This window comes from Mycobacterium sp., assembly GCF_039583785.1.
GTDB lineage: Bacteria > Actinomycetota > Actinomycetes > Mycobacteriales > Mycobacteriaceae > Mycobacterium.
Window position 1 is genome coordinate 163486 of sequence record NZ_JAVKSG010000001.1, and the last position, 20180, is coordinate 183665.

At 66.9% G+C, this 20180-nt stretch carries 19 protein-coding genes; 14 read left to right on the forward strand and 5 right to left on the reverse strand.

The window, feature by feature from the left end; genetic code table 11:
- Positions 1 to 9 precede the first annotated feature (9 nt).
- On the forward strand, positions 10 to 612 hold the full coding sequence (locus ABDV69_RS00830; protein WP_343571438.1) for an IS607 family transposase: 603 nt from the start codon (positions 10 to 12) through the stop codon (positions 610 to 612).
- Between the two features lie 18 nt (positions 613 to 630).
- Here ABDV69_RS00830 and cofC read toward each other — a convergent pair whose 3' ends face one another.
- Positions 631 to 1290, reverse strand: coding sequence for a 2-phospho-L-lactate guanylyltransferase (gene cofC, locus ABDV69_RS00835; RefSeq protein WP_343571439.1), 660 nt, complete (start codon positions 1288 to 1290; stop codon positions 631 to 633).
- Positions 1291 to 1522: 232 nt separating this feature from the next.
- Here cofC and ABDV69_RS00840 point away from each other — a divergent pair, with 232 nt between their 5' ends.
- Together ABDV69_RS00840 and ABDV69_RS00845 are read left to right on the forward strand one after the other, a co-directional pair.
- Complete coding sequence (locus ABDV69_RS00840) at positions 1523 to 2530, forward strand: NAD(P)H-dependent glycerol-3-phosphate dehydrogenase (protein WP_343571440.1); 1008 nt, start codon at positions 1523 to 1525, stop codon at positions 2528 to 2530.
- A gap of 57 nt (positions 2531 to 2587) precedes the next feature.
- On the forward strand, positions 2588 to 3709 hold the full coding sequence (locus ABDV69_RS00845) for a D-alanine--D-alanine ligase family protein (RefSeq protein WP_343571585.1): 1122 nt from the start codon (positions 2588 to 2590) through the stop codon (positions 3707 to 3709).
- Here ABDV69_RS00845 and ABDV69_RS00850 read toward each other — a convergent pair.
- Positions 3706 to 4230 (reverse strand): DUF3515 domain-containing protein, encoded by a 525-nt coding sequence (locus tag ABDV69_RS00850; RefSeq protein WP_343571441.1) that lies wholly within the window; start codon positions 4228 to 4230, stop codon positions 3706 to 3708. The genes ABDV69_RS00845 and ABDV69_RS00850 overlap by 4 nt on opposite strands.
- Positions 4231 to 4280: 50 nt before the next feature.
- On the opposite strand from ABDV69_RS00850, the gene ABDV69_RS00855 reads away from it, so the two are divergent.
- Positions 4281 to 5243, forward strand: coding sequence for a thiamine-phosphate kinase (locus ABDV69_RS00855; protein WP_343571443.1), 963 nt, complete (start codon positions 4281 to 4283; stop codon positions 5241 to 5243).
- Positions 5244 to 5312: 69 nt separating this feature from the next.
- Positions 5313 to 5996 carry a uracil-DNA glycosylase gene (locus ABDV69_RS00860; protein WP_343571445.1) on the forward strand — a complete coding sequence of 228 codons (684 nt, stop codon included), beginning with the start codon at positions 5313 to 5315 and terminating at the stop codon, positions 5994 to 5996.
- 19 nt (positions 5997 to 6015) lie between these two features.
- Here the strand turns inward: ABDV69_RS00860 and rpmB are convergent, their stop codons facing one another.
- Positions 6016 to 6210 carry a 50S ribosomal protein L28 gene (rpmB, locus tag ABDV69_RS00865; RefSeq protein ID WP_067341086.1) on the reverse strand — a complete coding sequence of 65 codons (195 nt, stop codon included), beginning with the start codon at positions 6208 to 6210 and terminating at the stop codon, positions 6016 to 6018.
- A gap of 252 nt (positions 6211 to 6462) precedes the next feature.
- Between rpmB and ABDV69_RS00870 the strand changes: the two genes are divergently transcribed.
- The 3 genes from ABDV69_RS00870 to ABDV69_RS00880 are packed head-to-tail and all read left to right on the forward strand — an operon-like array spanning position 6463 to position 11032.
- The gene (locus ABDV69_RS00870; RefSeq protein WP_343571586.1) at positions 6463 to 8097 is read left to right on the forward strand and encodes a DAK2 domain-containing protein; all 1635 of its coding nucleotides are present in this window, start codon (positions 6463 to 6465) and stop codon (positions 8095 to 8097) included.
- A 2-nt stretch (positions 8098 to 8099) separates the two neighbouring features.
- Positions 8100 to 10322, forward strand: a complete 2223-nt coding sequence (gene recG / locus ABDV69_RS00875) for an ATP-dependent DNA helicase RecG (protein WP_343571451.1) — start codon at positions 8100 to 8102, stop codon at positions 10320 to 10322.
- Positions 10319 to 11032 carry an HNH endonuclease family protein gene (locus ABDV69_RS00880; RefSeq protein ID WP_343571452.1) on the forward strand — a complete coding sequence of 238 codons (714 nt, stop codon included), beginning with the start codon at positions 10319 to 10321 and terminating at the stop codon, positions 11030 to 11032. The genes recG and ABDV69_RS00880 overlap by 4 nt, the downstream gene beginning before the upstream one ends.
- 173 nt (positions 11033 to 11205) lie before the next feature.
- Here the strand turns inward: ABDV69_RS00880 and ABDV69_RS00885 are convergent, their stop codons facing one another.
- Both ABDV69_RS00885 and ABDV69_RS00890 read right to left on the reverse strand, forming a co-directional pair.
- Complete coding sequence (locus tag ABDV69_RS00885) at positions 11206 to 12051, reverse strand: aldo/keto reductase (protein ID WP_343571453.1); 846 nt, start codon at positions 12049 to 12051, stop codon at positions 11206 to 11208.
- A 3-nt stretch (positions 12052 to 12054) separates the two neighbouring features.
- Positions 12055 to 12885 (reverse strand): aldo/keto reductase, encoded by an 831-nt coding sequence (locus ABDV69_RS00890; RefSeq protein ID WP_343571587.1) that lies wholly within the window; start codon positions 12883 to 12885, stop codon positions 12055 to 12057.
- Positions 12886 to 12895: 10 nt separating this feature from the next.
- On the opposite strand from ABDV69_RS00890, the gene ABDV69_RS00895 reads away from it, so the two are divergent.
- From ABDV69_RS00895 to coaD, 6 genes are all read left to right on the forward strand, one after another.
- Entirely contained in the window at positions 12896 to 14002 is a 1107-nt protein-coding gene (locus tag ABDV69_RS00895; protein WP_343571454.1) for an alpha/beta hydrolase, read from the forward strand.
- Between the two features lie 94 nt (positions 14003 to 14096).
- Entirely contained in the window at positions 14097 to 14864 is a 768-nt protein-coding gene (locus ABDV69_RS00900; RefSeq protein WP_343571456.1) for a DsbA family protein, read from the forward strand.
- A 65-nt stretch (positions 14865 to 14929) separates the two neighbouring features.
- Positions 14930 to 15508, forward strand: coding sequence for a vitamin K epoxide reductase family protein (locus ABDV69_RS00905; RefSeq protein ID WP_343571457.1), 579 nt, complete (start codon positions 14930 to 14932; stop codon positions 15506 to 15508).
- 39 nt (positions 15509 to 15547) lie between these two features.
- Positions 15548 to 18955, forward strand: coding sequence for a pyruvate carboxylase (locus ABDV69_RS00910; protein WP_343571458.1), 3408 nt, complete (start codon positions 15548 to 15550; stop codon positions 18953 to 18955).
- A 24-nt stretch (positions 18956 to 18979) separates the two neighbouring features.
- Positions 18980 to 19534 (forward strand): 16S rRNA (guanine(966)-N(2))-methyltransferase RsmD, encoded by a 555-nt coding sequence (rsmD, locus tag ABDV69_RS00915; RefSeq protein WP_343571459.1) that lies wholly within the window; start codon positions 18980 to 18982, stop codon positions 19532 to 19534.
- Positions 19535 to 19663: 129 nt separating this feature from the next.
- A complete protein-coding gene (coaD, locus tag ABDV69_RS00920) occupies positions 19664 to 20149 on the forward strand; it encodes a pantetheine-phosphate adenylyltransferase (RefSeq protein WP_343571460.1) in 486 nt (161 codons plus the stop codon).
- The last annotated feature ends 31 nt before the right edge of the window (positions 20150 to 20180 follow it).

Below are 20180 nucleotides of genomic sequence, written 5' to 3' on the forward strand. Positions count from 1 at the left end.
GCTGGTTGGGTGAATCTGACGCAGTGGGCTCGGTCGCAGGGTGTTCATCCTCAGACGGCGTATCGCTGGTTTCGGGACGGCACGTTGCCGGTGCCGGCCGTTCGGGTGAACTCCCGCTCGGTGCTGGTGTCACCGGATGTTCTGCCGGGGGCTTTGACTGCTGCGTTTGGGTTGTATGCACGGGTGTCCTCGCATGATCAGAAGTCGGAGCTGGATCGGCAGGTCGCTCGCCTTTCACGTTGGGCTGCGCAGGCCGGTGGCCAGGTGGTGCGGGTGGAGGCCGAGGTTGGGTCGGGGGTGAACGGCTCACGGTCCAAGGTGCGGCGGCTGTTAGCGGATCCGAAGGTCACCGCTGTGGTGGTTGAGCATCGGGACCGGTTGGGGCGGATGAACACCGAACTGGTCGAGGCCGCGCTGTCGGCGCATGGCCGGCGGCTGGTGGTGCTCGATTCTGGTGAGGTCACCGATGATTTGGTGCGCGACATGGTGGAGGTTCTGACGTCGTTCTGTGCGCGGCTCTACGGTCGGCGCAGTGCCCGGAACAGGGCGCTCAAGGCTGTCGGATGCGCGCAGCGTGATGTTGGGCCGGCGGCGGTTGTCGGTGGCCGTTGAGCAGCCGTTGTCCCATCGTTACCCGGCTTGGTGCGACAGACCTTCGATCGCACTCATAGTCTTCGGTCCGATTCCCAGGCCGCGCGCGACCGCGAGATCGTCGGGTGTGTCGATGTCGCAGCGCAATCCCGGCCACCTGCCGATGAGTTCGACTGCGCCCGAATTCTTGTGTCGCTCAGCGGAATTCAACCCGAACCGGGGATCGAGCGGGGTGTCGAATGCACACAGCGCCGCGGTGCCCGTGCCGAGCCGGTCGGCGACGAAACTGCGCGAGTGCAAACGTGCCGCGGTAATGGCGTCGTCGAGCTCCTGGGCCTGTAAAGCGGGCAGATCCCCTTGCAGGACAACAATATTCGATACTGACTCGGACACCACCTGTTCGGCGGCGGCGATCGCGTTGTTCAACGGATCCGGGTGGCCGGCCGGCGTCGGGTCGGCGATGACTGCGGCACCGAGCTCAACCGCCGCAGCGGCCGCGACATCGTCGGGTGTCACGACGGTGATCAGGCGCACGGAGCTCACCCTCGCCGCCGCGGTGAGAGTGTCGACCAGCATTCCCAGCACGATGTTTTCCCGGACGGGCGCGGCGAACATCGGCGCGAGTCTGGTCTTGGCGGCAGTCAGACGCTTGACGGCGACGATCACGCCGATGTCAGCGTCGGTTCGGCCGCGGCTCACCGCACCATCCTGCCAGTGCCGATGGCCCGGCCTCCTCAGGCCGTGCCGGCCTGCATCGTCGCTGGGCTGGTTCGGATGGCCCAGCTCCTCCTCAGGCCGTGCCGGCCTGCATCGTCGCTGGGCTGGTTCGGATGGCCCAGCTCCTCCTCAGGCCGTGCCGGCCTGCATCGTCGCTGGGCTACGGTGAAGCGCCGGGAGCCAGAGCACACCGACGAGACGGAGACCGACGCGCATGCCCACGATCACAGCGGTAGCGGTAATGGGGTCCGGTGCGTGGGGCACGGCGCTGGCCAAGTTACTCGCCGACGCCGGCGGTGACGTCAGGTTGTGGGCGCGGCGTCCCGACGTCGCCGCCGAGATCAACTCCAGCCGGCACAACGCCGCCTACCTGCCGGGAGTGGAGCTACCTACCGGCATCACTGCGACCGCGGACGCGAATGAAGCGCTGACCGGGGTGGCCACCGTGCTGTTGGCCGTGCCCGCGCAGACGCTGCGGACCAACCTCGAGCAATGGGCGGGCCTGGTCACCTCCGGTGCCAGCATGGTCAGCACGGCCAAGGGCATCGAACTGGGCACGCTGATGCGGATGAGCCAGGTCATCGTCGACGTGACCGGTGTCGACCCGTCGCAGGTCGCGGTGATCTCCGGGCCGAACCTGGCCAGCGAGATCTCCGCCGGGCAGCCCGCCGCCACCGTCATCGCCTGTACCGACTCCGGTCGTGCGGTTGCCCTGCAGCGCATGCTGAAAGCCGGATACTTCCGGCCCTACACCAACGCCGACGTCATCGGCACCGAGATCGGCGGCGCCTGCAAGAACGTGATCGCGCTGGCCTGCGGCATGGCGGCCGGTCTCGGCCTGGGGGAGAACACCGCGGCGGCGATCATCACCCGCGGCCTGGCCGAGATCATGCGGCTCGGCATCGCGGTCGGCGCCAAGGCCACGACGATGGCCGGGCTGGCCGGGGTGGGCGACCTGGTCGCCACCTGCACCTCGCCCCAGTCGCGCAACCGTTCCTTCGGCGAAAGCCTGGGCCGCGGCGAATCGCTGGAGTCGGCGATGCTGGCGCGCGACGGCCACGTCGTCGAAGGGGTGACGTCGTGCGAGTCGGTGCTGGCGCTGGCCTCGAGTTACGACGTCGAGATGCCGCTGACCGACGCCGTCCACCGGGTCTGCCACAAGGGGTTGTCGGTGGATCAGGCGGTGATCGCGCTGCTGGGGCGCAGCGCCAAGCCGGAATGAGCTTGTAACCAGCGCCGCAGCGCCAGACGGTAGCGTCTCTAGGTTGTGAACGCCCGCCTGTCCGCCGGCACGCCCGATCAGGGCCGTGTCCGGGTTGCCGTCGTCTTCGGCGGACGCAGCAACGAGCACGCTATTTCCTGCGTCTCGGCGGGCAGTATTCTGCGCAACCTCGACCCCGAGAGGTTCGAGGTTGTCGCGGTCGGCATCACCCCGGAAGGCTCCTGGGTGCTCACCGACGGCGATCCGGACGCGCTCGCGATCGCCAACCGGCAGTTGCCGGCAGTGAGTTTGGAGTCGGGAACCGAGTTGGCGCTGACGGCGGACCCCCGGCGGGCCGGTCAGTTGGTGTCACTGTCACCCGGCGGAGCCGAGGTGCTGGCGTCGGTCGATGTGGTGTTCCCGGTTTTGCACGGGCCGTACGGCGAAGACGGCACCATCCAGGGTCTGCTCGAGCTCGCCGGTGTGCCGTACGTCGGCGCCGGGGTGCTGGCCAGCGCGGCCGGTATGGACAAGGAATTCACCAAGAAGTTACTGGTGGCCGAAGGGCTTCCGATCGGCGACTACGCGGTGCTGCGACCGTCGGAGCCCACGCTGGATGCCAACCAGCTTGACCGGCTTGGGCTTCCGGCTTACGTCAAACCCGCTCGCGGTGGCTCGTCGATCGGTGTCAGCCGGGTGGCCGGCCGCCAGGAACTGCCCGACGCGATCGCCCACGCCCGCATACACGACCCGAAGGTGATCGTCGAGTCGGCGATCGTCGGCCGGGAACTGGAATGCGGTGTGCTCGAATTCCCTGACGGCACAGTGCAAGCCAGTACCGTCGGCGAGATCCGGGTGGCGGGGGTCCGCGGGCGCGAGGACTCTTTCTACGACTTTGCGACCAAATACCTCGACGACGCCGCCGAACTCGACGTGCCCGCCAAAATCGACGATGACGTCAGTGATACGGTGCGCGAGTTGGCGATTCGGGCATTCAAGGCGATCGACGGCCGCGGTCTGGCGCGGGTGGATTTCTTCCTCACCGAAGACGGGCCGTTGATCAACGAGGTCAACACGATGCCCGGATTCACCACGATCTCGATGTATCCCCGGATGTGGGCGGCCAGCGGCGTGGACTACCAAACCCTGCTGGCCACCATGGTGGACACCGCGCTGTCGCGGGGGATGGGCCTGCGCTAATTCGGGCTCGACGGGTTGATCGGGTGGGCCGGCAGCACGCGGTCGATCAACTCGGAGAGTTGTTGGATCGGCGTCGGTCCGGAGCCCTGCGGCAGAGTCAGCGCCACGTAGACGGCGCGATCGACGGTGAACCAGGTGGATCGCTGATCCTGGGGGACGTCGAACCATTGCACGTTGTCGACGACCTGGATCGGGGATCCGACGACGAAGTCGGCCGGCCGATCGAGGCCACATCGCAGTACGACGGGACCCCCGGCTTCAGTGGGTTGCCAGGCGGCGACGCCGACGGGTGCGGGCTGGGCCAGCTGGGCTCGGGCGTAGTCGCCGAGTCGCTGGGGCAGCGCCTCAAGCAGCTTCTGGCACGCCGGATCGTGGGCCTGCGGCGCGGGTAGGGCGGCGACGACCGTCGGCCCCGTCCGGTGGCGGGTCGCGGCGACGGCCAGGATGACGCCGATCGTGCCGATCGCCACCACCAAAGCGGCGATCAGCGCTGCCCGCGGCGGGCCTTCGGAGTCGGTCATTGCCTCACCCTCTGCTCGATCTCGGCGTCCTAGAACCTACCGTTGTCGGCGTGGGCAGTGGTGAGCCGGATCAGACGCTGGGTGAGCTGGGTGAGTTCGGCGTGATCGAGCGGCTGACTCACGGTCGACCCGCGTCCAGCGATGTCGTCATCGGATCGGGCGATGACGGCGCCGTGGTCGGCGCCGGCGACGGCCGCGTGGTGGTGTCCACCGACATGCTCGTCGAGGGCCGGCATTTTCGGCTGGACTGGTCGACGCCGCACGATGTCGGCCGTAAAGCCATGGCGCAGAATGCTGCCGACATCGAGGCGATGGGCGCACGGATCACCGCGTTCGTCGTCGGATTCGGCGCGCCGGCAGACACCCCGGTCGCACACGTCACCGCGCTGGCCGACGGGATGTGGGACGAGGCCGGACGGATCGGTGCGGTCATCGTCGGGGGAGACGTGGTCAGCAGCCCGCAGTGGGTGGTGTCGGTGACCGTGCTCGGCGATCTCGGCGGCCGGGCCCCGGTGTTGCGATCCGGTGCGCGGCCCGGTTCGCAGCTGGCCGTCGCGGGCCAGTTGGGCTGTTCGGCTGCCGGATATGCGTTGTGGGACAAAGAGATCGAATGTTTCACTGAGTTGCGCCAGCGCCACCTGGTGCCGCAACCGCCGTACCGGCAGGGTTCTGCCGCCGCCGAGGCCGGCGCTGAGGCGATGATCGACGTCTCCGACGGCCTGGTGGGCGATCTGCGTCATGTGGCCGAGGCGTCCGGCGTGGCTATTGATCTGAGCCGCGAGGCGCTGAAGGCCGACCGAGAGGCGCTGGCGGCCGCTGCCGCGGCGGTCGGTGCCGATCCGTGGGACTGGGTGTTCGGCGGGGGGGAAGACCACGCTCTGGTCGCGGCGTTCGCGGGTCCGGTCCCCGCCGGATGGCGGGTGATCGGGCGGGTGCTTCAAGGGCCGTCGGAGGTTCTTGTCGACGGTGCGCCGTGGCGCGGGTATGCGGGCTGGCAATCCTTTGGACAGTAGGGTGACCCGGTGCGGGAAGGATCATGCGGCAGGAGCCGACTCGGTGGTGTTGTTGGTGAAGGGTTTGGTGTGACCGCACGACCGCTGCGTGAGCTGATCGATGACGGGTGGGCGACCGCGCTGCAGCCCGTCGAGGAGCAGGTGGCCAACATGGGTCAGTTCCTCCGAGGGGAGATCGCCGCCGGCCGCGGCTACCTGCCGGCCGGGGACAACGTGTTGCGCGCCTTCACTTTTCCTTTCGACAAGGTCAGGGTGCTGATCGTCGGGCAGGACCCCTATCCCACGCCCGGACATGCTGTCGGACTGAGCTTTTCGGTGGCCGCAGACGTACGCCCGTTGCCGCGAAGCCTGGAGAACATCTTCCGCGAATACGCCAAAGACCTCGGCTACCTGGCGCCTTCCAGCGGTGACCTCACGCCGTGGGCCGAGCGGGGCGTGTTGCTGCTGAACCGCGTGCTCACCGTGCGACCGGGCAACCCGGCGTCGCATCGCGGCAAGGGCTGGGAGGTGGTGACCGAATGCGCGATCCGCGCGCTGGTGGATCGCCGCCAGCCGATGGTGGCCATCCTGTGGGGCAAAGACGCGTCGACACTGAAGCCGATGCTGGCCGGTAGCGATTGTCTGTCCATCGAATCGCCGCATCCCTCACCACTGTCGGCGTCGCGGGGATTCTTCGGCTCGCGACCGTTCAGCCACGCCAACGAACTGCTCGCCCAGCTGGGTGCCGAACCTATCGACTGGAAGCTTCCGTAACCAGACCGGCGTGAAAGCTTTAGCCGCGGACGACCTTGCCGGCCTTGATGCACGACGTGCAGACGTTGACACGGTGCTTGTTGCCACCGGGTCGGTCGGCAACCCGCACGCTCTGAATGTTCGGATCCCACCGACGGCTGGTCCGGCGATGAGAGTGCGACACCGACTTGCCGAAGCCGGGGGCCTTCCCGCAGATATCGCAGACGGCAGCCATAGGTGAAACTCCTCAGACTCTGGGGCCAACAACCGAGCGACGGGTGGCCCGACGACCTGCCCAGAATAGCCGTCCCGGGGCCGAACCGCCAAAACGGTCAACAACCGGCGCGCGGTATGTGACCTGTGCTGTCGCCGCCAATAGATAGGCTGGCGCCCACCGATGGCGGCATGAGGAGGTGACTGTCAGGTGGAATCGAGCCAGGTGGGATTGAGCGAGGTGGGGTCTGGGCTGGCCGGGCCGGGTCGTGCGCTGGACGCGTCCGCTCTGCGTGACTGGGCGCACACCTCCGTCGGTGACCTGATCACTCACATCGACGAGATCAACCGGCTGAACGTCTTCCCCGTCGCCGACGCCGACACCGGCGTCAACATGCTGTTCACCATGCGTTCCGCCCTCGCCGAGGCCAACACCGAGGCGAAATCCGACGACGTCGTCAAGACGGCCGCCGCCCTGTCCGCCGGCGCCCTGAACGGCGCGCGGGGCAACTCCGGGGTGATCCTGTCGCAGATTCTGCGGGGCTTCGCCGACGTCACCGCCCACGCTTCCACCGAGGCGGGCGACGAACTTCACGACATCGACGCCGCGCTGCTCGGGGCGGCGCTGCAGCGCGGGGTCCACCTGGTCATCGCTTCGATGGGCGGTCGAGAGGTCGAGGGAACGATCGTTTCGGTGCTCAAGGCCGCCGGTGAGGCCGTCGCACAAGCAGCAGACGCGGGGCTGTCGCATGCGGTCGTGGCCGCCGGTGAGGCCGCGGTGGTCGCGCTGGAGAAAACCCCCGAGCAGCTCGACGTGCTGCGGGACGCCGGCGTGGTCGACGCCGGCGGTCGCGGCCTGCTGGTCCTGCTCGACGCTCTGCGCTCGACGGTCACCGGGCAGGCGCCGAGCCGCGCCGTCTACGAGCCGGCCCCGCGTCAGCGCACCCCCGAGATCTCCGCGCAACCCCCGGCGCCGCAGTTCGAGGTGATGTACCTGCTGGGTGGGTGCGACGCCGACGCTGCCGATCAGTTGCGCGAGCGGCTGGACGAACTCGGCGAATCGGTGGCCATCGCGACCTCCGGCGTGGTCGGCGGCTACTCGGTGCACGTCCACACCGACGACGCAGGAGCGGCCATCGAGGCGGGTCTGACGTTGGGCAACCCGCGGCGCATCCAGATCTCGATGCTGACCAGCGGCACCGGTGGGTTGCCGCCGGGCAGTTGGACCCGCGAGCGGGCGGTGCTGGCCGTCGTCGACGGAGACGGCGCGGCCGAACTGTTCGCCGACGAGGGCGCGTGCGTGCTGCGGCCCCACCCGCTCGCCGAGGACCCGACGACGGTGATCACCGCTGCGCAGCTGCTGCGTGCGGTCGTCGACACCGGGGCCGCTCAGGTGATGGTGCTGCCCAACGGCTATGTGCCCGCCGAGGAACTGGTGGCCGGCTGCACCGCAGCCATCGGCTGGGGCATCGACGTGGTTCCACTACCCACCGGATCGATGGTGCAGGGGCTGGCCGCGCTCGCGGTCCACGAACCCGGGCGCCAAGCCGTCAACGACGGCTACATCATGGCGCGCGCCGCGGGCGATGCGCGGCACGGGGCAGTGCGCGTCGCGACCGAAACGGCGTTGACGTGGGCCGGCACCTGCGAACCGGGCAACGGGCTGGGCCTTGCCGGCGGCGAGGTGCTGATCGTGGCGCCCGACGTCGCCTTGGCCGCGACCGGTCTGATCGATCTGCTGCTGGGCGCCGGTGGCGAGCTGATCACCGTGCTCATCGGTGACGGTATCGACGCCGATGCCGTCGAGTCGGCGCTGCAAGATCACGTCCACGACCGCCATCCGGGCATCGAACTCGCGATGTACCGCACCGGGCACCGCGGCGACGCGCTACTGGTAGGAGTCGAGTAGCCATGGTGTCGCTGCGCGATCGCCTCGATTTCGTCGTCGGCGCCAAGGCCGCGGGCCCGCTCGACGAGGTGTTCGGCATCCAGACGATCGACGACCTGCTCCGTCACTACCCACGCAGCTATGTCGAGGGCGCAGGAGTCCGCGGCGCCGACGCCGAGCGGCCGCCGGAGGGCGAGCACGTGACGCTCGTCGACGAGATTACCGACACGGCCCTGCGGTCGATACGAAACCGACCCAAGGACAAACTATTTCGCGTCACCCTCGGTTCCGGGCGGAACAAGGTCACCGCCACGTTCTTCCATCCCAAGAAATGGATCACCGACCAGCTGACCACCGGGACCCGCGTCATGCTGTCCGGGGAAGTCGGCTATTTCGGCGGTGCCATGCAACTCACCCATCCCGATTTCCTGGTGCTGGACACCGCCGACGGACGCAACCGCGGCAGCCGGTCGCTGAAGATGATCGCCGACGCCTCGCAGGCGGTGAGCGGGGAAGTGTTGCAGGAGGCGTTCGAGCGCAGCTTCTACCCCATCTACCCGGCCAGTGCGAAGTTGCAGAGCTGGGACATCTTCAACTGCGTCCGCCAGGTACTGGAGGTGCTCGACCCGATACCCGACCCGCTCCCCGAAAAGCTCTGTGCCGCATATAATCTAGCGTCCGAGGACGAGGCTTTGCACGCCATCCACTTGGGAGAGAACGCCGACGACCGGCGACGGGCGAAGGAACGGTTGGCCTTCGACGAAGCGGTGGGTCTGCAGTGGGCGCTGGTTCGCCGGCGCCACGGCGAACTGGCCCGGTCCGGGCCGGTGGCGCCGTCGATGTCGAAAGGCCTCAAACACGAACTGCTACATCGCTTGCCATTCGAGTTGACCGCCGGCCAGCGCGAAGTCCTGGAGGTTCTGTCTGGCGAGCTCGCGGCGAACCGGCCGATGAACCGGCTGCTGCAGGGTGAGGTGGGTTCGGGCAAGACCATCGTCTCGGTCCTGGCGATGCTGCAGATGGTCGACGCCGGATATCAATGCGCACTGCTGGCTCCCACCGAGGTACTTGCCGCGCAGCATCTTCGGTCGATCAGAGATGTGCTCGGACCACTGGCGATGGGTGGTCAGTTGGGTGGGGACAACAACGCGACCAGGCTGGCGCTGCTGACCGGTTCGATGTCGCAGGCCCAGAAAAAGCAGGTTCGTGCCGAGATCGCCGGCGGCGAGGTCGGCGTCGTCGTCGGCACGCATGCGCTGCTGCAGGACGCGGTCGATTTTCACAAGCTCGGCATGGTGGTCGTCGACGAGCAACACCGGTTCGGCGTGGAACAGCGAGACCAGTTGCGGGCCAAGGCGCCCGACGGCATCACGCCGCACCTGCTGGTGATGACCGCGACTCCGATTCCGCGGACCGTGGCGCTGACGGTGTTCGGCGACCTCGAAACGTCCACGCTGCGAGAGCTTCCCCGGGGCCGTCAGCCGATCGCCACCACCGCGATCTTCGTCAACGACAAACCCGCCTGGCTTGACCGGGCCTGGCATCGCATCATCGAGGAAGTGCGCCAGGGCCGGCAGGCCTACGTGGTGGCGCCGCGGATCGACGACTCCGACAGCGGTGGTCAGAGCGAGAAGGATCAACGGCCCTCGGCGACAGTCGAAGAGCTCTACCGCCGGTTGGGCAGCGACCAGCTGGCCGGTTTGCGGCTGGGACTCATGCACGGACGGCTGAGCGGCGACGAGAAGGACGCTGTGATGGCGGCCTTCCGGGCCGGTGAGATCGACGTGCTGGTGTGCACCACCGTGATCGAGGTCGGCGTCGACGTGCCCAACGCGACCGTGATGCTGGTGATGGACGCTGACCGGTTCGGCATCAGCCAACTGCATCAGCTGCGCGGTCGCATCGGTCGGGGTGAACACGCGAGCATCTGCCTGCTGGCCACGTGGATGGCGCCGCATTCCCGTGCGGGTCGCCGGCTGAGCGCAGTCGCGGGAACACTCGACGGGTTCGAGCTCGCCGACCTTGACCTGCAGGAACGTCGTGAGGGAGATGTGTTGGGCCGCAGCCAATCCGGTCGCGCGATCACACTTCGTCTGCTGTCTCTGATCAACCACCGCGAGGTCATCGAAGCGGCCCGGGAGTTCTGTGAACGGGCGTACGAAGACCCAGGGGTGCATCCGGGTCTGTCGTTACTGGCGGCGCCGTTCACCGGTAACGAGCGCATCGAATTCCTGGATAAGTCATGACGCGCAGGACATGGCTGTGGCTTTCGGTAGTCACGATTCTGACGGTGCTGGTTGCCTATCAGGTGGTGGTCACGTCAGCGGGGGATCGAGACCGGGAGTTCGCGGCTCAGGCCGACGTGCCGACCGTGCAGCCTGGCGTGGACGTGTTGGCCGGAATCGCTGTGGTGCCGTTTAGAATTCGCCGCTACGACTACCGTCGTGCGGCCTTCGGTGATGCCTGGACCGACGACAACGATGCGCCCGGCGGCCACAACGGCTGCGATACCCGCGACGACATCCTCAACCGCGACCTGGTCGACAAGACCTATGTGTCGATCAAACGCTGTCCCGACGCTGTCGAAACTGGAGTCCTACACGACCCGTACACCAACGCCACCATCAATTTTCACCGCGGCGCCAAGGTCGGTGAGGCGGTGCAGATCGATCACATCGTGCCGCTGGCTTACGGATGGGACATGGGCGCCTATGGATGGACGGACGAAATGCGCGTGCGCTTTGCCAATGATCCGGCCAACCTGCTGGCGGTAGAGGGCCAGGCTAATCAAGACAAGGGTGACAAGGAACCTGCGTTGTGGATGCCGCCCAACGCCGCTTTCCACTGTCAGTACGCGATGCAATTCATCGCAGTGCTGCGAGGATACGGGTTGCCTGTCGATGCACCTTCAGCCGCTGTCTTGCGCGACGCTGCTCAGACGTGTCCGAAAGGTTGAGCTGGTGTCGCATTAGCGCTCGGCTGGGGTCAGCTGCCTCGTGACTGCGCCGCCGGCCCGCGGCTTCGACGGCCTCCCGTCGCACCGCTCAGCCGTCGAATGGTCATCTGACGACGCGACACCCCGCCTCGGCGTCGTGAGTTTCGCACTCGGCAAGCTGCCCGACCCGGAAGCTAAGCGCCGGTGTAGGTCAGCGGATCCGGCCGCACGCGGGTGCCGTCGTGCAGCCCGTTGAGCGCTGCCATGTGCGCGGCGGTCAACTCGAAATCGAAGACGTCGAAGTTGTCGGCGATCCGCTCGGGGTTGCCGGACCGTGGGATCACCACGTTGCCCAGCTGGATGCTCCACCGGATCAGCACCTGCGCGGGGGAGCGACCGTATTCGCCGGCGATCGACGTCACGGTCGGGTGGTCCACCAGTCTGCCCACGGCCAGTGGGCTGTAGGCCTCGGTGACGACGTTGTGCTGCGCGTTCACTGCGCGCATCTCAGCCTGGTTGAGCAGTGGGTGCAGCTCGATCTGGTTGACCGCAGGGATGAAGTAGGTCAGGTCGATGACCGTCTCCAGATATTCCTCGTTGAAATTGCACACCCCGATCGAACGGGTGTGGCCGTTGCCGCGGGCCTGGATCAGGCCGCCGAAGGTGTCCACGTACTTACCCCGCTGCGCCACCGGCCAGTGCACGAGGAACAGGTCCACGTAGTCCAGGCCGAGCTTGTCGAGACTGACCTTGACGGCGTCCTGCGCGGTGTTGAACCCATGGTCGGCGTTGGCGACCTTGCTGGTGATGAACAGCTCCGCGCGGGGGATTCCGGAAGCCGCGATCGCGCGGCCGACGGCTTCCTCGTTGCCGTACACCGCGGCGGTGTCGATCAGCCGATAGCCGACCTCAAGCGCCGTCGACACCGCGCGCTCGGTTTCGCCATCAGACAGTTCAGCGACACCGAGGCCGAGGACCGGCATCGTGTTCTCGTCGTTGAGCGCAATGGAGGGGACTGAAAGGTCAGGGCCGCCCGACATCTTTCACCTGCCTGTGAAGTCGAAGGTTCGTGGATCTGGGCCGAGCCGGTTCCCGTCGTCGAGCGAAGAGATTGTCGCCATGTCTTTTTCGCTCAATTCGAAATCGAACACGTCGAAGTTGCTCGCGATGCGCTCAGGGGTTACCGACTTAGGGATGACGATAGTACCGAGTTGGATATGCCAGCGAATCAGAACCTGGGCCGGTGTCCGGCCGACGCCCTCGGCGACGGTGGTGACGACGGGGTCGCTCAGCAACGATCCCTGTCCGAGCGGGCCCCACGCTTCGGTGGCGATGCCGAGGCGCGCGTGCACCTTCCGCAACTCGGTTTGCGGCAGTCGAGGGTGCAGCTCGACCTGGTTGACGGCGGGCACGATCCCGGTGGCATCGACGAGTGCCGTGAGGTGATCGGGCTCGAAGTTGCTGACACCGATGGACCGGACGCGGCCCTGGTCACGGAGATGGGCGAACGCCTTGAAGGTGTCGATGAACGTGTTGCGCTTCGGCATCGGCCAATGCACCAGATAAAGGTCCAGGTAGTCGATCCCCAGCCGCTCCATGCTGACGTCGAAGGCGGCCAGGGTGCTGTCGTAGCCCTGCTCGGAGTTCCATAACTTGGTGACCAAGTAAAGTTCGTCCCTGGGCACGCCGGACGCGGCGACCGCGCGACCGGTTTCGCGTTCGTTGCCGTAGACCGCGGCGGTGTCGATGTGGCGGTAGCCGGCGCGCAGGGCGGTGGTCACCGCTTGCTCGGTGTCCGCGGGCGGGACTTTGAAAACGCCGAATCCGAGCGTGGGGATGGAACTACCGTCGTTCAGTGGGACCGAGGGACTCAAGGAATCAGACATGACACGAAGTCTGCCAGGCGTGCCGGATCCGCAGCTCAAGACCGTTGGCTGGCAAGCGCGGTTGCAGAGCGCCGCCACCACCGCCGGTCTGAAGGTGATTCCGTGGGTACCCACCCGCGCGAAACGGCTGCTGTCGGGCGGCCGTGAGGTTGCCATCGACGGCAACACGCTGGATCCCACGCTGCAGCTGGCGCTGGCCGGAATGCGCGCATTCGGGATGAACGGGCTGGTGATCGGCCACGACGTCGACGTCTCGCGGACTCAGATGCGCGAGATGACCCGAGGCTTCGGCGGGCCTCTGATCCACGTGGGTGTCAGCGACGTGACGATTCCTGGACCTGCCGGCCCGATCCCCGCGCGGCATTACCATCCGGCGACGTCCAGCCCGGCGCCGCTGGTGGTGTTCTACCACGGTGGCGGATGGGCGCTCGGTGATCTGGACACCCACGACCCGCTCTGCCGGTTGACGTGCCGGGACGCCGAGGTCCACCTGCTGTCGATCGACTACCGGCTGGCCCCCGAGCACCCGGCGCCGGCTGCCGTCGACGACGCCTATGCAGCATTCCGGTGGGCGTGCGAGCACGCCGAGGAACTCGGCGCGGTTCCGGGCACAGTCGCCGTGGGCGGCGACAGTGCCGGCGGCAACCTGGCCGCCATCGTGTCGCAGATCGCGCGTGACGAGGGCGGTCAGCAGCCGGTCCTGCAGTGGCTGCTTTACCCGCGCACCGACTTCACCGCGCAGACCAGGTCGCTGACCCTGTTCGCCGACGGCTTCCTGCTCACCAAGGCCGACATCGACTGGTTCTCCGAGCAGTATCTGGGCGCATCGGACGCCGACCCAACCGATCCGCGCATCTCGCCGCTCCTGGCCGAGTCGCTGTCGGGGCTGCCACCCGCGCTGATCGCGACCGCCGGTTTCGATCCGCTACGCGACGAGGGCGACAGCTACGCCGCAGCGCTGACTGCGGCCGGTACCCACGTCGACCTCCGCTCGATGGGATCGCTGACGCACGGGTTCGCGAGCCTGTTCCCGCTGGGCGGGGGCAGCGCACTGGCCACGGCAGAGTTGATCTCGGCCTTGCGCGCTCACCTCAGCCGCGCCTGACCTGGCATTAGCGACGCCGGTAGGCTTAGACGCTATCGCCGACCGCACCGCGGTCGGGCAGCGAAGCCGACAATCCGGAATGGTGAACAAACCCATGGCCGAAAAAGCCGCAAAATCTAACCGTCCCAAATACGACCTGAACGCCGCCAGCCGGCGACGCGACCTCCTGGTCAGGATCGGGCTCACCTTGATCGTGGTGATCTTCGCCGTCGTTCTGGTCGGCTACATCGTGATCTCGCACGACAAGAAGACCGCCGCCAACGCCGCGCGGGCGATCCGGGTGACGACCAGCAAGCTCGTCACCAAGGACGGCACCCACGATCCGAAGGCCGTGGTCTCGTTCTACGAAGACTTCCTCTGCCCGGCCTGCGGCAATTTCGAGCGGAATTTCGGACCGACGGTGTCCAAGCTGATCAACGACGGCGCTATCGCCGCCGACTACTACATGACGGGCTTCCTGAGCCGGCCACAGAACCAGGACTACTCGTCGCGCGCCGCCAACGCCGCCTACTGCGTCGCCGACGAGTCGATCGATGCCTTCCGTCGATTCCATACGGCGTTGTACAGCAAGGAGATTCAGCCCTCCGAGACCGGAACGTCGTTTCCTGACAACGCGAAGCTGATCGAGTTGGCCCGCGAGGCCGGTGTGGTGGGCACGGTCCCCCAGTGCGTCAAAGACGGCAAGTACCTGCCGATGGTCGACGGACTGGTCGCGTCCGCGGGCATTCATGCCACGCCCACGGTCCGCATCAACGGCCAGGACTACGCGTTCTCGACGCCGGAAGCCTTTGTCGCCAAGATCAAAGGGATCGTCGGGGACGTCCCGGGAATCGACTCGGCTGCGACACCAGCGGCATCGTGACAGCCACGACATCAGCCAAATCCGATGGGCCGGTAGAAGACTCGACTCAGAAGTCTGGTGCTTCAATGGCTCCGTCGGCGGCGGGTGCGTGGTGGATTCTCGTTGCGGGTGTGCTCGGTCTGATCGCCTCGGCCACGCTCACCGTCGAGAAGGTCGAACTCCTGATCAACCCGGCGTACGTGCCGTCGTGCAATCTCAACCCGGTCGTGGCCTGCGGTTCTGTGATGACAACGCCGCAAGCATCGGCGTTCGGCTTTCCGAACTCGTTGATCGGTATCGCGGCGTTCGCCGTGGTGACCGTCACCGGTGTGCTGACGGTGGCCAAAGTGCTACTGCCGCGATGGTATTGGGTGGGCATGACCTTCGGCGCGCTGTTCGGCGCCGTTTTCGTGCATTGGCTGATCTTCCAGAGCCTCTATCGCATCGGCGCCCTGTGCCCGTACTGCATGGTGGTGTGGCTGATGACCGTCTCGCTGCTGGTGGTGGTCGCCTCGATCGCGTTCGGGCCGTCCGGTGATGACCGCGGCGGAGTCGTCGTGCGTGAGTTGCATCATTGGCGGTGGTCGATTGCCACGATCTGGTTCACCGCGGTCTTTCTGCTGATTGTGGTCCGGTTCTGGGATTACTGGTCCACGCTGATCTGAACAACCTGCCCATCCCGACAACAGAAATAGGGACGTACGTTGATCTCTAAAGTGCTGGTTGCCAATCGCGGCGAGATCGCGGTTCGCGCATTCCGGGCCGCCTACGAACTCGGCGTCGGCACCGTCGCTGTCTACCCGTACGAGGATCGAAATTCGCTGCACCGCTTGAAGGCCGACGAGTCTTATCAGATCGGCGAGATCGGGCACCCGGTGCGGGCGTACCTGTCGGTGAGCGAGATCGTCGACACCGCCCGCCGCGCGGGCGCCGACGCGGTGTACCCGGGCTACGGGTTCTTGTCGGAGAACCCTCAGCTGGCTGCGGAGTGCGCGAAGAAGGGCGTCACTTTTGTCGGCCCGAAGGCCGAAGTGCTGTCGTTGACCGGCAACAAGTCCCGCGCGGTCGCCGCGGCTCGAGAAGCGGGTCTGCCGGTTTTGACGTCGTCGGCGCCGTCGTCGTCGGTCGACGATTTGGTGGCGGCGTCGGACGGGATGGATTTCCCGTTGTTCGTCAAAGCCGTCGCCGGCGGCGGTGGTCGCGGCATGCGGCGGGTCACCGATGCGGACGCGTTGCGCGAAGCCATCGAGGCGGCCAGCCGGGAGGCGGAGTCGGCGTTCGGGGATCCGACGGTCTACCTCGAGCAGGCGGTGCTCAACCCCCGCCACATCGAGGTTCAGATCTTGGCGGACACCCGCGGCAACGTGATTCATCTCTACGAGCGGGACTGCAGCGTGCAGCGGCGCCACCAGAAGGTCGTCGAGCTGGCGCCGGCGCCGAACCTGTCCGAGGAATTGCGGATGAAGATCTGTGCCGACGCGGTGGCCTTCGCCCGCCACATCGGGTACAGCTGCGCGGGAACCGTGGAGTTCCTGCTCGACGAGCGTGGCAATCACGTCTTCATCGAGATGAATCCGCGGATCCAGGTCGAGCACACCGTGACCGAGGAGATCACCGACGTCGACCTGGTGTCCAGCCAGCTGCGTATCGCGGGCGGAGAGACACTGGAGGACTTGGGATTACGCCAGGAATCCATCCGCCCGCGCGGGGCCGCGCTGCAGTGCCGGATCACCACCGAGGACCCAACCAACGGGTTCCGGCCCGACACCGGACGGATCACCACCTACCGCAGCCCGGGCGGTGCGGGCATCCGTCTTGACGGCGGGACGAATCTCGGCGCGGAGATCAGCGCCCATTTCGATTCTATGTTGGTCAAGCTCACCTGCCGCGGGCGGGACTTCCCGACCGCGGTCAGCCGGGCGCGCCGCGCCATCGCGGAGTTCCGGATTCGCGGTGTGTCGACGAATATCCCATTCCTGCAGGCAATTCTGGACGACCCGGATTTCCAGGCCGGCCACGTCACGACTTCGTTCATCGAGGAACATCCGGCGCTGCTCACCGCGCGATCGTCGGCCGACCGCGGCACCAAGATCCTCAACTACCTGGCCGACGTGACGGTCAACAAGCCGCACGGATCAAGGCCGTCGGCGGTCTATCCGCAGGACAAGCTGCCCGACATCGATCTGACCAAGGCGCCGCCGGCCGGCTCCAAGCAACTGCTGGTCGAATTGGGCCCCGAAGGCTTCGCGCGCTGGCTGAGGGATTCCTCGGGCGTCCGCGTCACCGACACGACCTTCCGGGACGCCCACCAGTCGCTGTTGGCGACCCGGGTCCGCACCAGCGGGCTGGGTTTGGTTGCGCCATATATCGCCCGCACCACGCCGCAGTTGCTGTCGGTCGAATGTTGGGGCGGTGCGACATACGATGTGGCGCTGCGATTCCTCAAGGAAGACCCCTGGGAGCGGCTGGCGGAACTGCGCGAGTTGATGCCCAACATCTGCCTGCAGATGCTGCTTCGGGGCCGCAATACCGTTGGCTACACCCCCTACCCGGAGCTGGTCACCTCGGCATTCGTCGAGGAGGCCACCGCAACGGGGATCGACATCTTTCGGATCTTCGATGCGCTGAACAACCTTGAGTCGATGCGGCCCGCGATCGACGCTGTACGCGAAACAGGTTCTGCGATAGCCGAAGTCGCAATGTGCTACACCGGCGATCTGTCCGACCCGGCCGAGAATCTGTACACGCTGGACTATTACCTGAAGCTGGCCGACCAGATCGTGGCGGCCGGCGCGCACGTGCTGGCGATCAAGGACATGGCCGGCCTGTTGCGCCCGCAGGCGGCGCGGGAACTGGTCGGTGCTTTGCGCAGTCGCTTCGACTTGCCGGTGCACGTGCACACCCACGACACGCCGGGCGGTCAGCTGGCCAGCTACATCGCCGCGTGGCAGGCCGGCGCCGACGCTGTGGACGGCGCGTCGGCCCCGATGGCGGGCACCACCAGCCAGCCCGCATTGAGTTCGATCGTGGCGGCCGCCGCGCACACCGATTACGACACCGGGTTGTCGCTGTCCGCGGTGTGCGCGCTGGAGCCGTACTGGGAGGCGTTGCGAAAGGTCTACGCCCCGTTCGAATCCGGGCTGCCGGGACCGACCGGGCGGGTTTATCACCACGAGATCCCCGGCGGACAACTCTCGAATCTGCGCCAGCAGGCCATTGCGCTGGGGCTGGCGGACCGGTTCGAAGAAGTCGAAGAGGCCTACGCCGGCGCCGACCGGGTGCTGGGCCGGCTGATCAAGGTCACGCCGTCGTCGAAGGTGGTCGGCGATCTCGCGTTGGCACTGGTGGGCGCGGGCCTGAGCGCCGACGAATTCGCTGCGCATCCGGAGCAATTCGACATCCCCGAATCGGTGCTCGGCTTTTTGCGAGGGGACCTCGGCGACCCGGCCGGCGGTTGGCCCGAACCACTGCGGACCAAAGCACTGGCCGGCCGTGGCGAACCCAAGCCGGTCCAGGAGTTGAGTCCGCAGGACGAGACCGCGCTGGGGCTGCAAGGACACAAACGGCAGGCCACCTTGAACCGGCTGCTGTTCCCCGGTCCGACAACGGAATTCGAGACTCATCGGGAAACTTACGGCGACATATCGCGGCTGTCGGCCAACCAGTTCTTTTACGGCCTTCGGCAGGGCGAAGAACACCGGGTGCAGCTGGAGCCCGGTGTGGAGCTGCTGATCGGGTTGGAGGCGATCTCCGAACCCGACGAGCGCGGCATGCGCACGGTGATGTTCATCATCAACGGCCAGCTGCGACCGGTGGAGGTCCGGGATCGCAGCATCGCCAGTGCGGTTCCCGCCGCGGAGAAGGCGGACCGCGGCAACCCGAATCACGTCGCCGCACCGTTCGCCGGTGTGGTGACCGTCGGGGTTTCCGTCGGCGACAAAGTGCACGCCGGCCAGACCATCGCGACCATCGAAGCGATGAAGATGGAAGCGCCGATCACCGCACCCGCCGACGGCACCGTCGAGCGGGTGGCCGTCTCGGACACCGCTCAGGTCGAAGGCGGCGACCTGCTGGTGGTGCTCGACGCGCCAGCGACGATGCAGAGCGCGTAGCGCGATGCGGAGGAGCGGCGCCATTTGACGCGCATCGTCGGGGGTGTGGCCGGGGGACGGCGGATCGCGGTCCCGCCGCAGGGAACCCGGCCGACCACCGATCGGGTGCGCGAGTCGTTGTTCAACATTGTGACGGCGCGGCTGGACTTGACCGGGCTCGCGGTGCTCGACCTGTATGCGGGCTCGGGTGCGCTGGGCCTCGAGGCACTTTCGCGAGGTGCGACATCGGCGGTGTTCGTCGAGTCGGACCGCCGCGCGGCGACGGTGATCGAACGCAACATCGCCACGCTCGGCCTGCCCGGGGCGATCCTACGGCGCGGCCAAGTCGCCGCCGTGGTGGCCACCGGAACTACCGGGCCGGTGGACCTCGTGCTGGCGGACCCGCCGTACGGCGTCGACGCAGGCGAAGTCGAAAGCCTGCTCGCCGCGTTGGCGGCCAACGGCTGGGTGCGCAAGGGAAGCGTCGTAGTGGTGGAGCGCGCGGCAGGCGGACCTGTCCTGACGTGGCCCGACGGCTGGGATCCCTGGCAAGAGCGGGTTTACGGCGACACCCGCTTGGAGCTGGCCGAACGGCTTTGAGTCAGCGTGTACCGTCTTTCGTCATGAGCGCCGCTCCTCCTCATCGCTTCGCTCTGCATCGTCGACGGCGCGCGTCATGAGCGCCGCTCCTCCTCATCGCTTCGCTCTGCATCGTCGACGGCGCGCGTCATGAGCGGCGCGGTCTGCCCGGGATCTTTCGATCCGGTGACGTTGGGCCACGTCGACGTCTTCGAACGAGCGGCGGCCCAGTTCGACGAGGTGGTCGTGGCGATCCTGGTCAACCCCGCGAAGAGGGGAATGTTCGACGTCGACGAACGGATTGCGATGATCGAAGAATCGACGGCGCATCTACCCAACCTGCGAGTCGAGCCCGGGCAGGGTCTGGTGGTTGATTTCGTGACCTCCCGCGGGATGACCGCGATCGTCAAGGGTCTGCGCACCGGCACCGATTTCGAATACGAACTGCAGATGGCGCAGATGAACAAGCACATCGCCGGCGTCGACACGTTTTTCGTGGCGACGGCACCGCAATACTCGTTCGTCTCGTCATCGTTGGCCAAAGAGGTTGCGACACTCGGCGGTGACGTGACCAAGCTGCTGCCCGATGCGGTGAATCGCCGGGTGGCCGACAAGCTACGCGCGGCCAAGGGGTAGTGAATAATCAGCGCGGCCGGGCGAAAGCCAC

What these genes read in the sequence shown, in the direction of transcription:
- ABDV69_RS00840 (WP_343571440.1), top strand. Translation starts at nt 1,523, where the DNA reads ATGCCCACGATCACAGCGGTAGCGGTAATGGGGTCCGGTGCGTGGGGC.
- ABDV69_RS00850 (WP_343571441.1), bottom strand. Translation starts at nt 4,230, where the DNA reads ATGACCGACTCCGAAGGCCCGCCGCGGGCAGCGCTGATCGCCGCTTTG.
- rpmB (WP_067341086.1), bottom strand. Translation starts at nt 6,210, where the DNA reads ATGGCTGCCGTCTGCGATATCTGCGGGAAGGCCCCCGGCTTCGGCAAG.
- recG (WP_343571451.1), top strand. Translation starts at nt 8,100, where the DNA reads ATGGTGTCGCTGCGCGATCGCCTCGATTTCGTCGTCGGCGCCAAGGCC.
- ABDV69_RS00880 (WP_343571452.1), top strand. Translation starts at nt 10,319, where the DNA reads ATGACGCGCAGGACATGGCTGTGGCTTTCGGTAGTCACGATTCTGACG.
- ABDV69_RS00885 (WP_343571453.1), bottom strand. Translation starts at nt 12,051, where the DNA reads ATGTCGGGCGGCCCTGACCTTTCAGTCCCCTCCATTGCGCTCAACGAC.
- ABDV69_RS00895 (WP_343571454.1), top strand. Translation starts at nt 12,896, where the DNA reads ATGACACGAAGTCTGCCAGGCGTGCCGGATCCGCAGCTCAAGACCGTT.
- ABDV69_RS00900 (WP_343571456.1), top strand. Translation starts at nt 14,097, where the DNA reads ATGGCCGAAAAAGCCGCAAAATCTAACCGTCCCAAATACGACCTGAAC.
- ABDV69_RS00905 (WP_343571457.1), top strand. Translation starts at nt 14,930, where the DNA reads ATGGCTCCGTCGGCGGCGGGTGCGTGGTGGATTCTCGTTGCGGGTGTG.
- coaD (WP_343571460.1), top strand. Translation starts at nt 19,664, where the DNA reads ATGAGCGGCGCGGTCTGCCCGGGATCTTTCGATCCGGTGACGTTGGGC.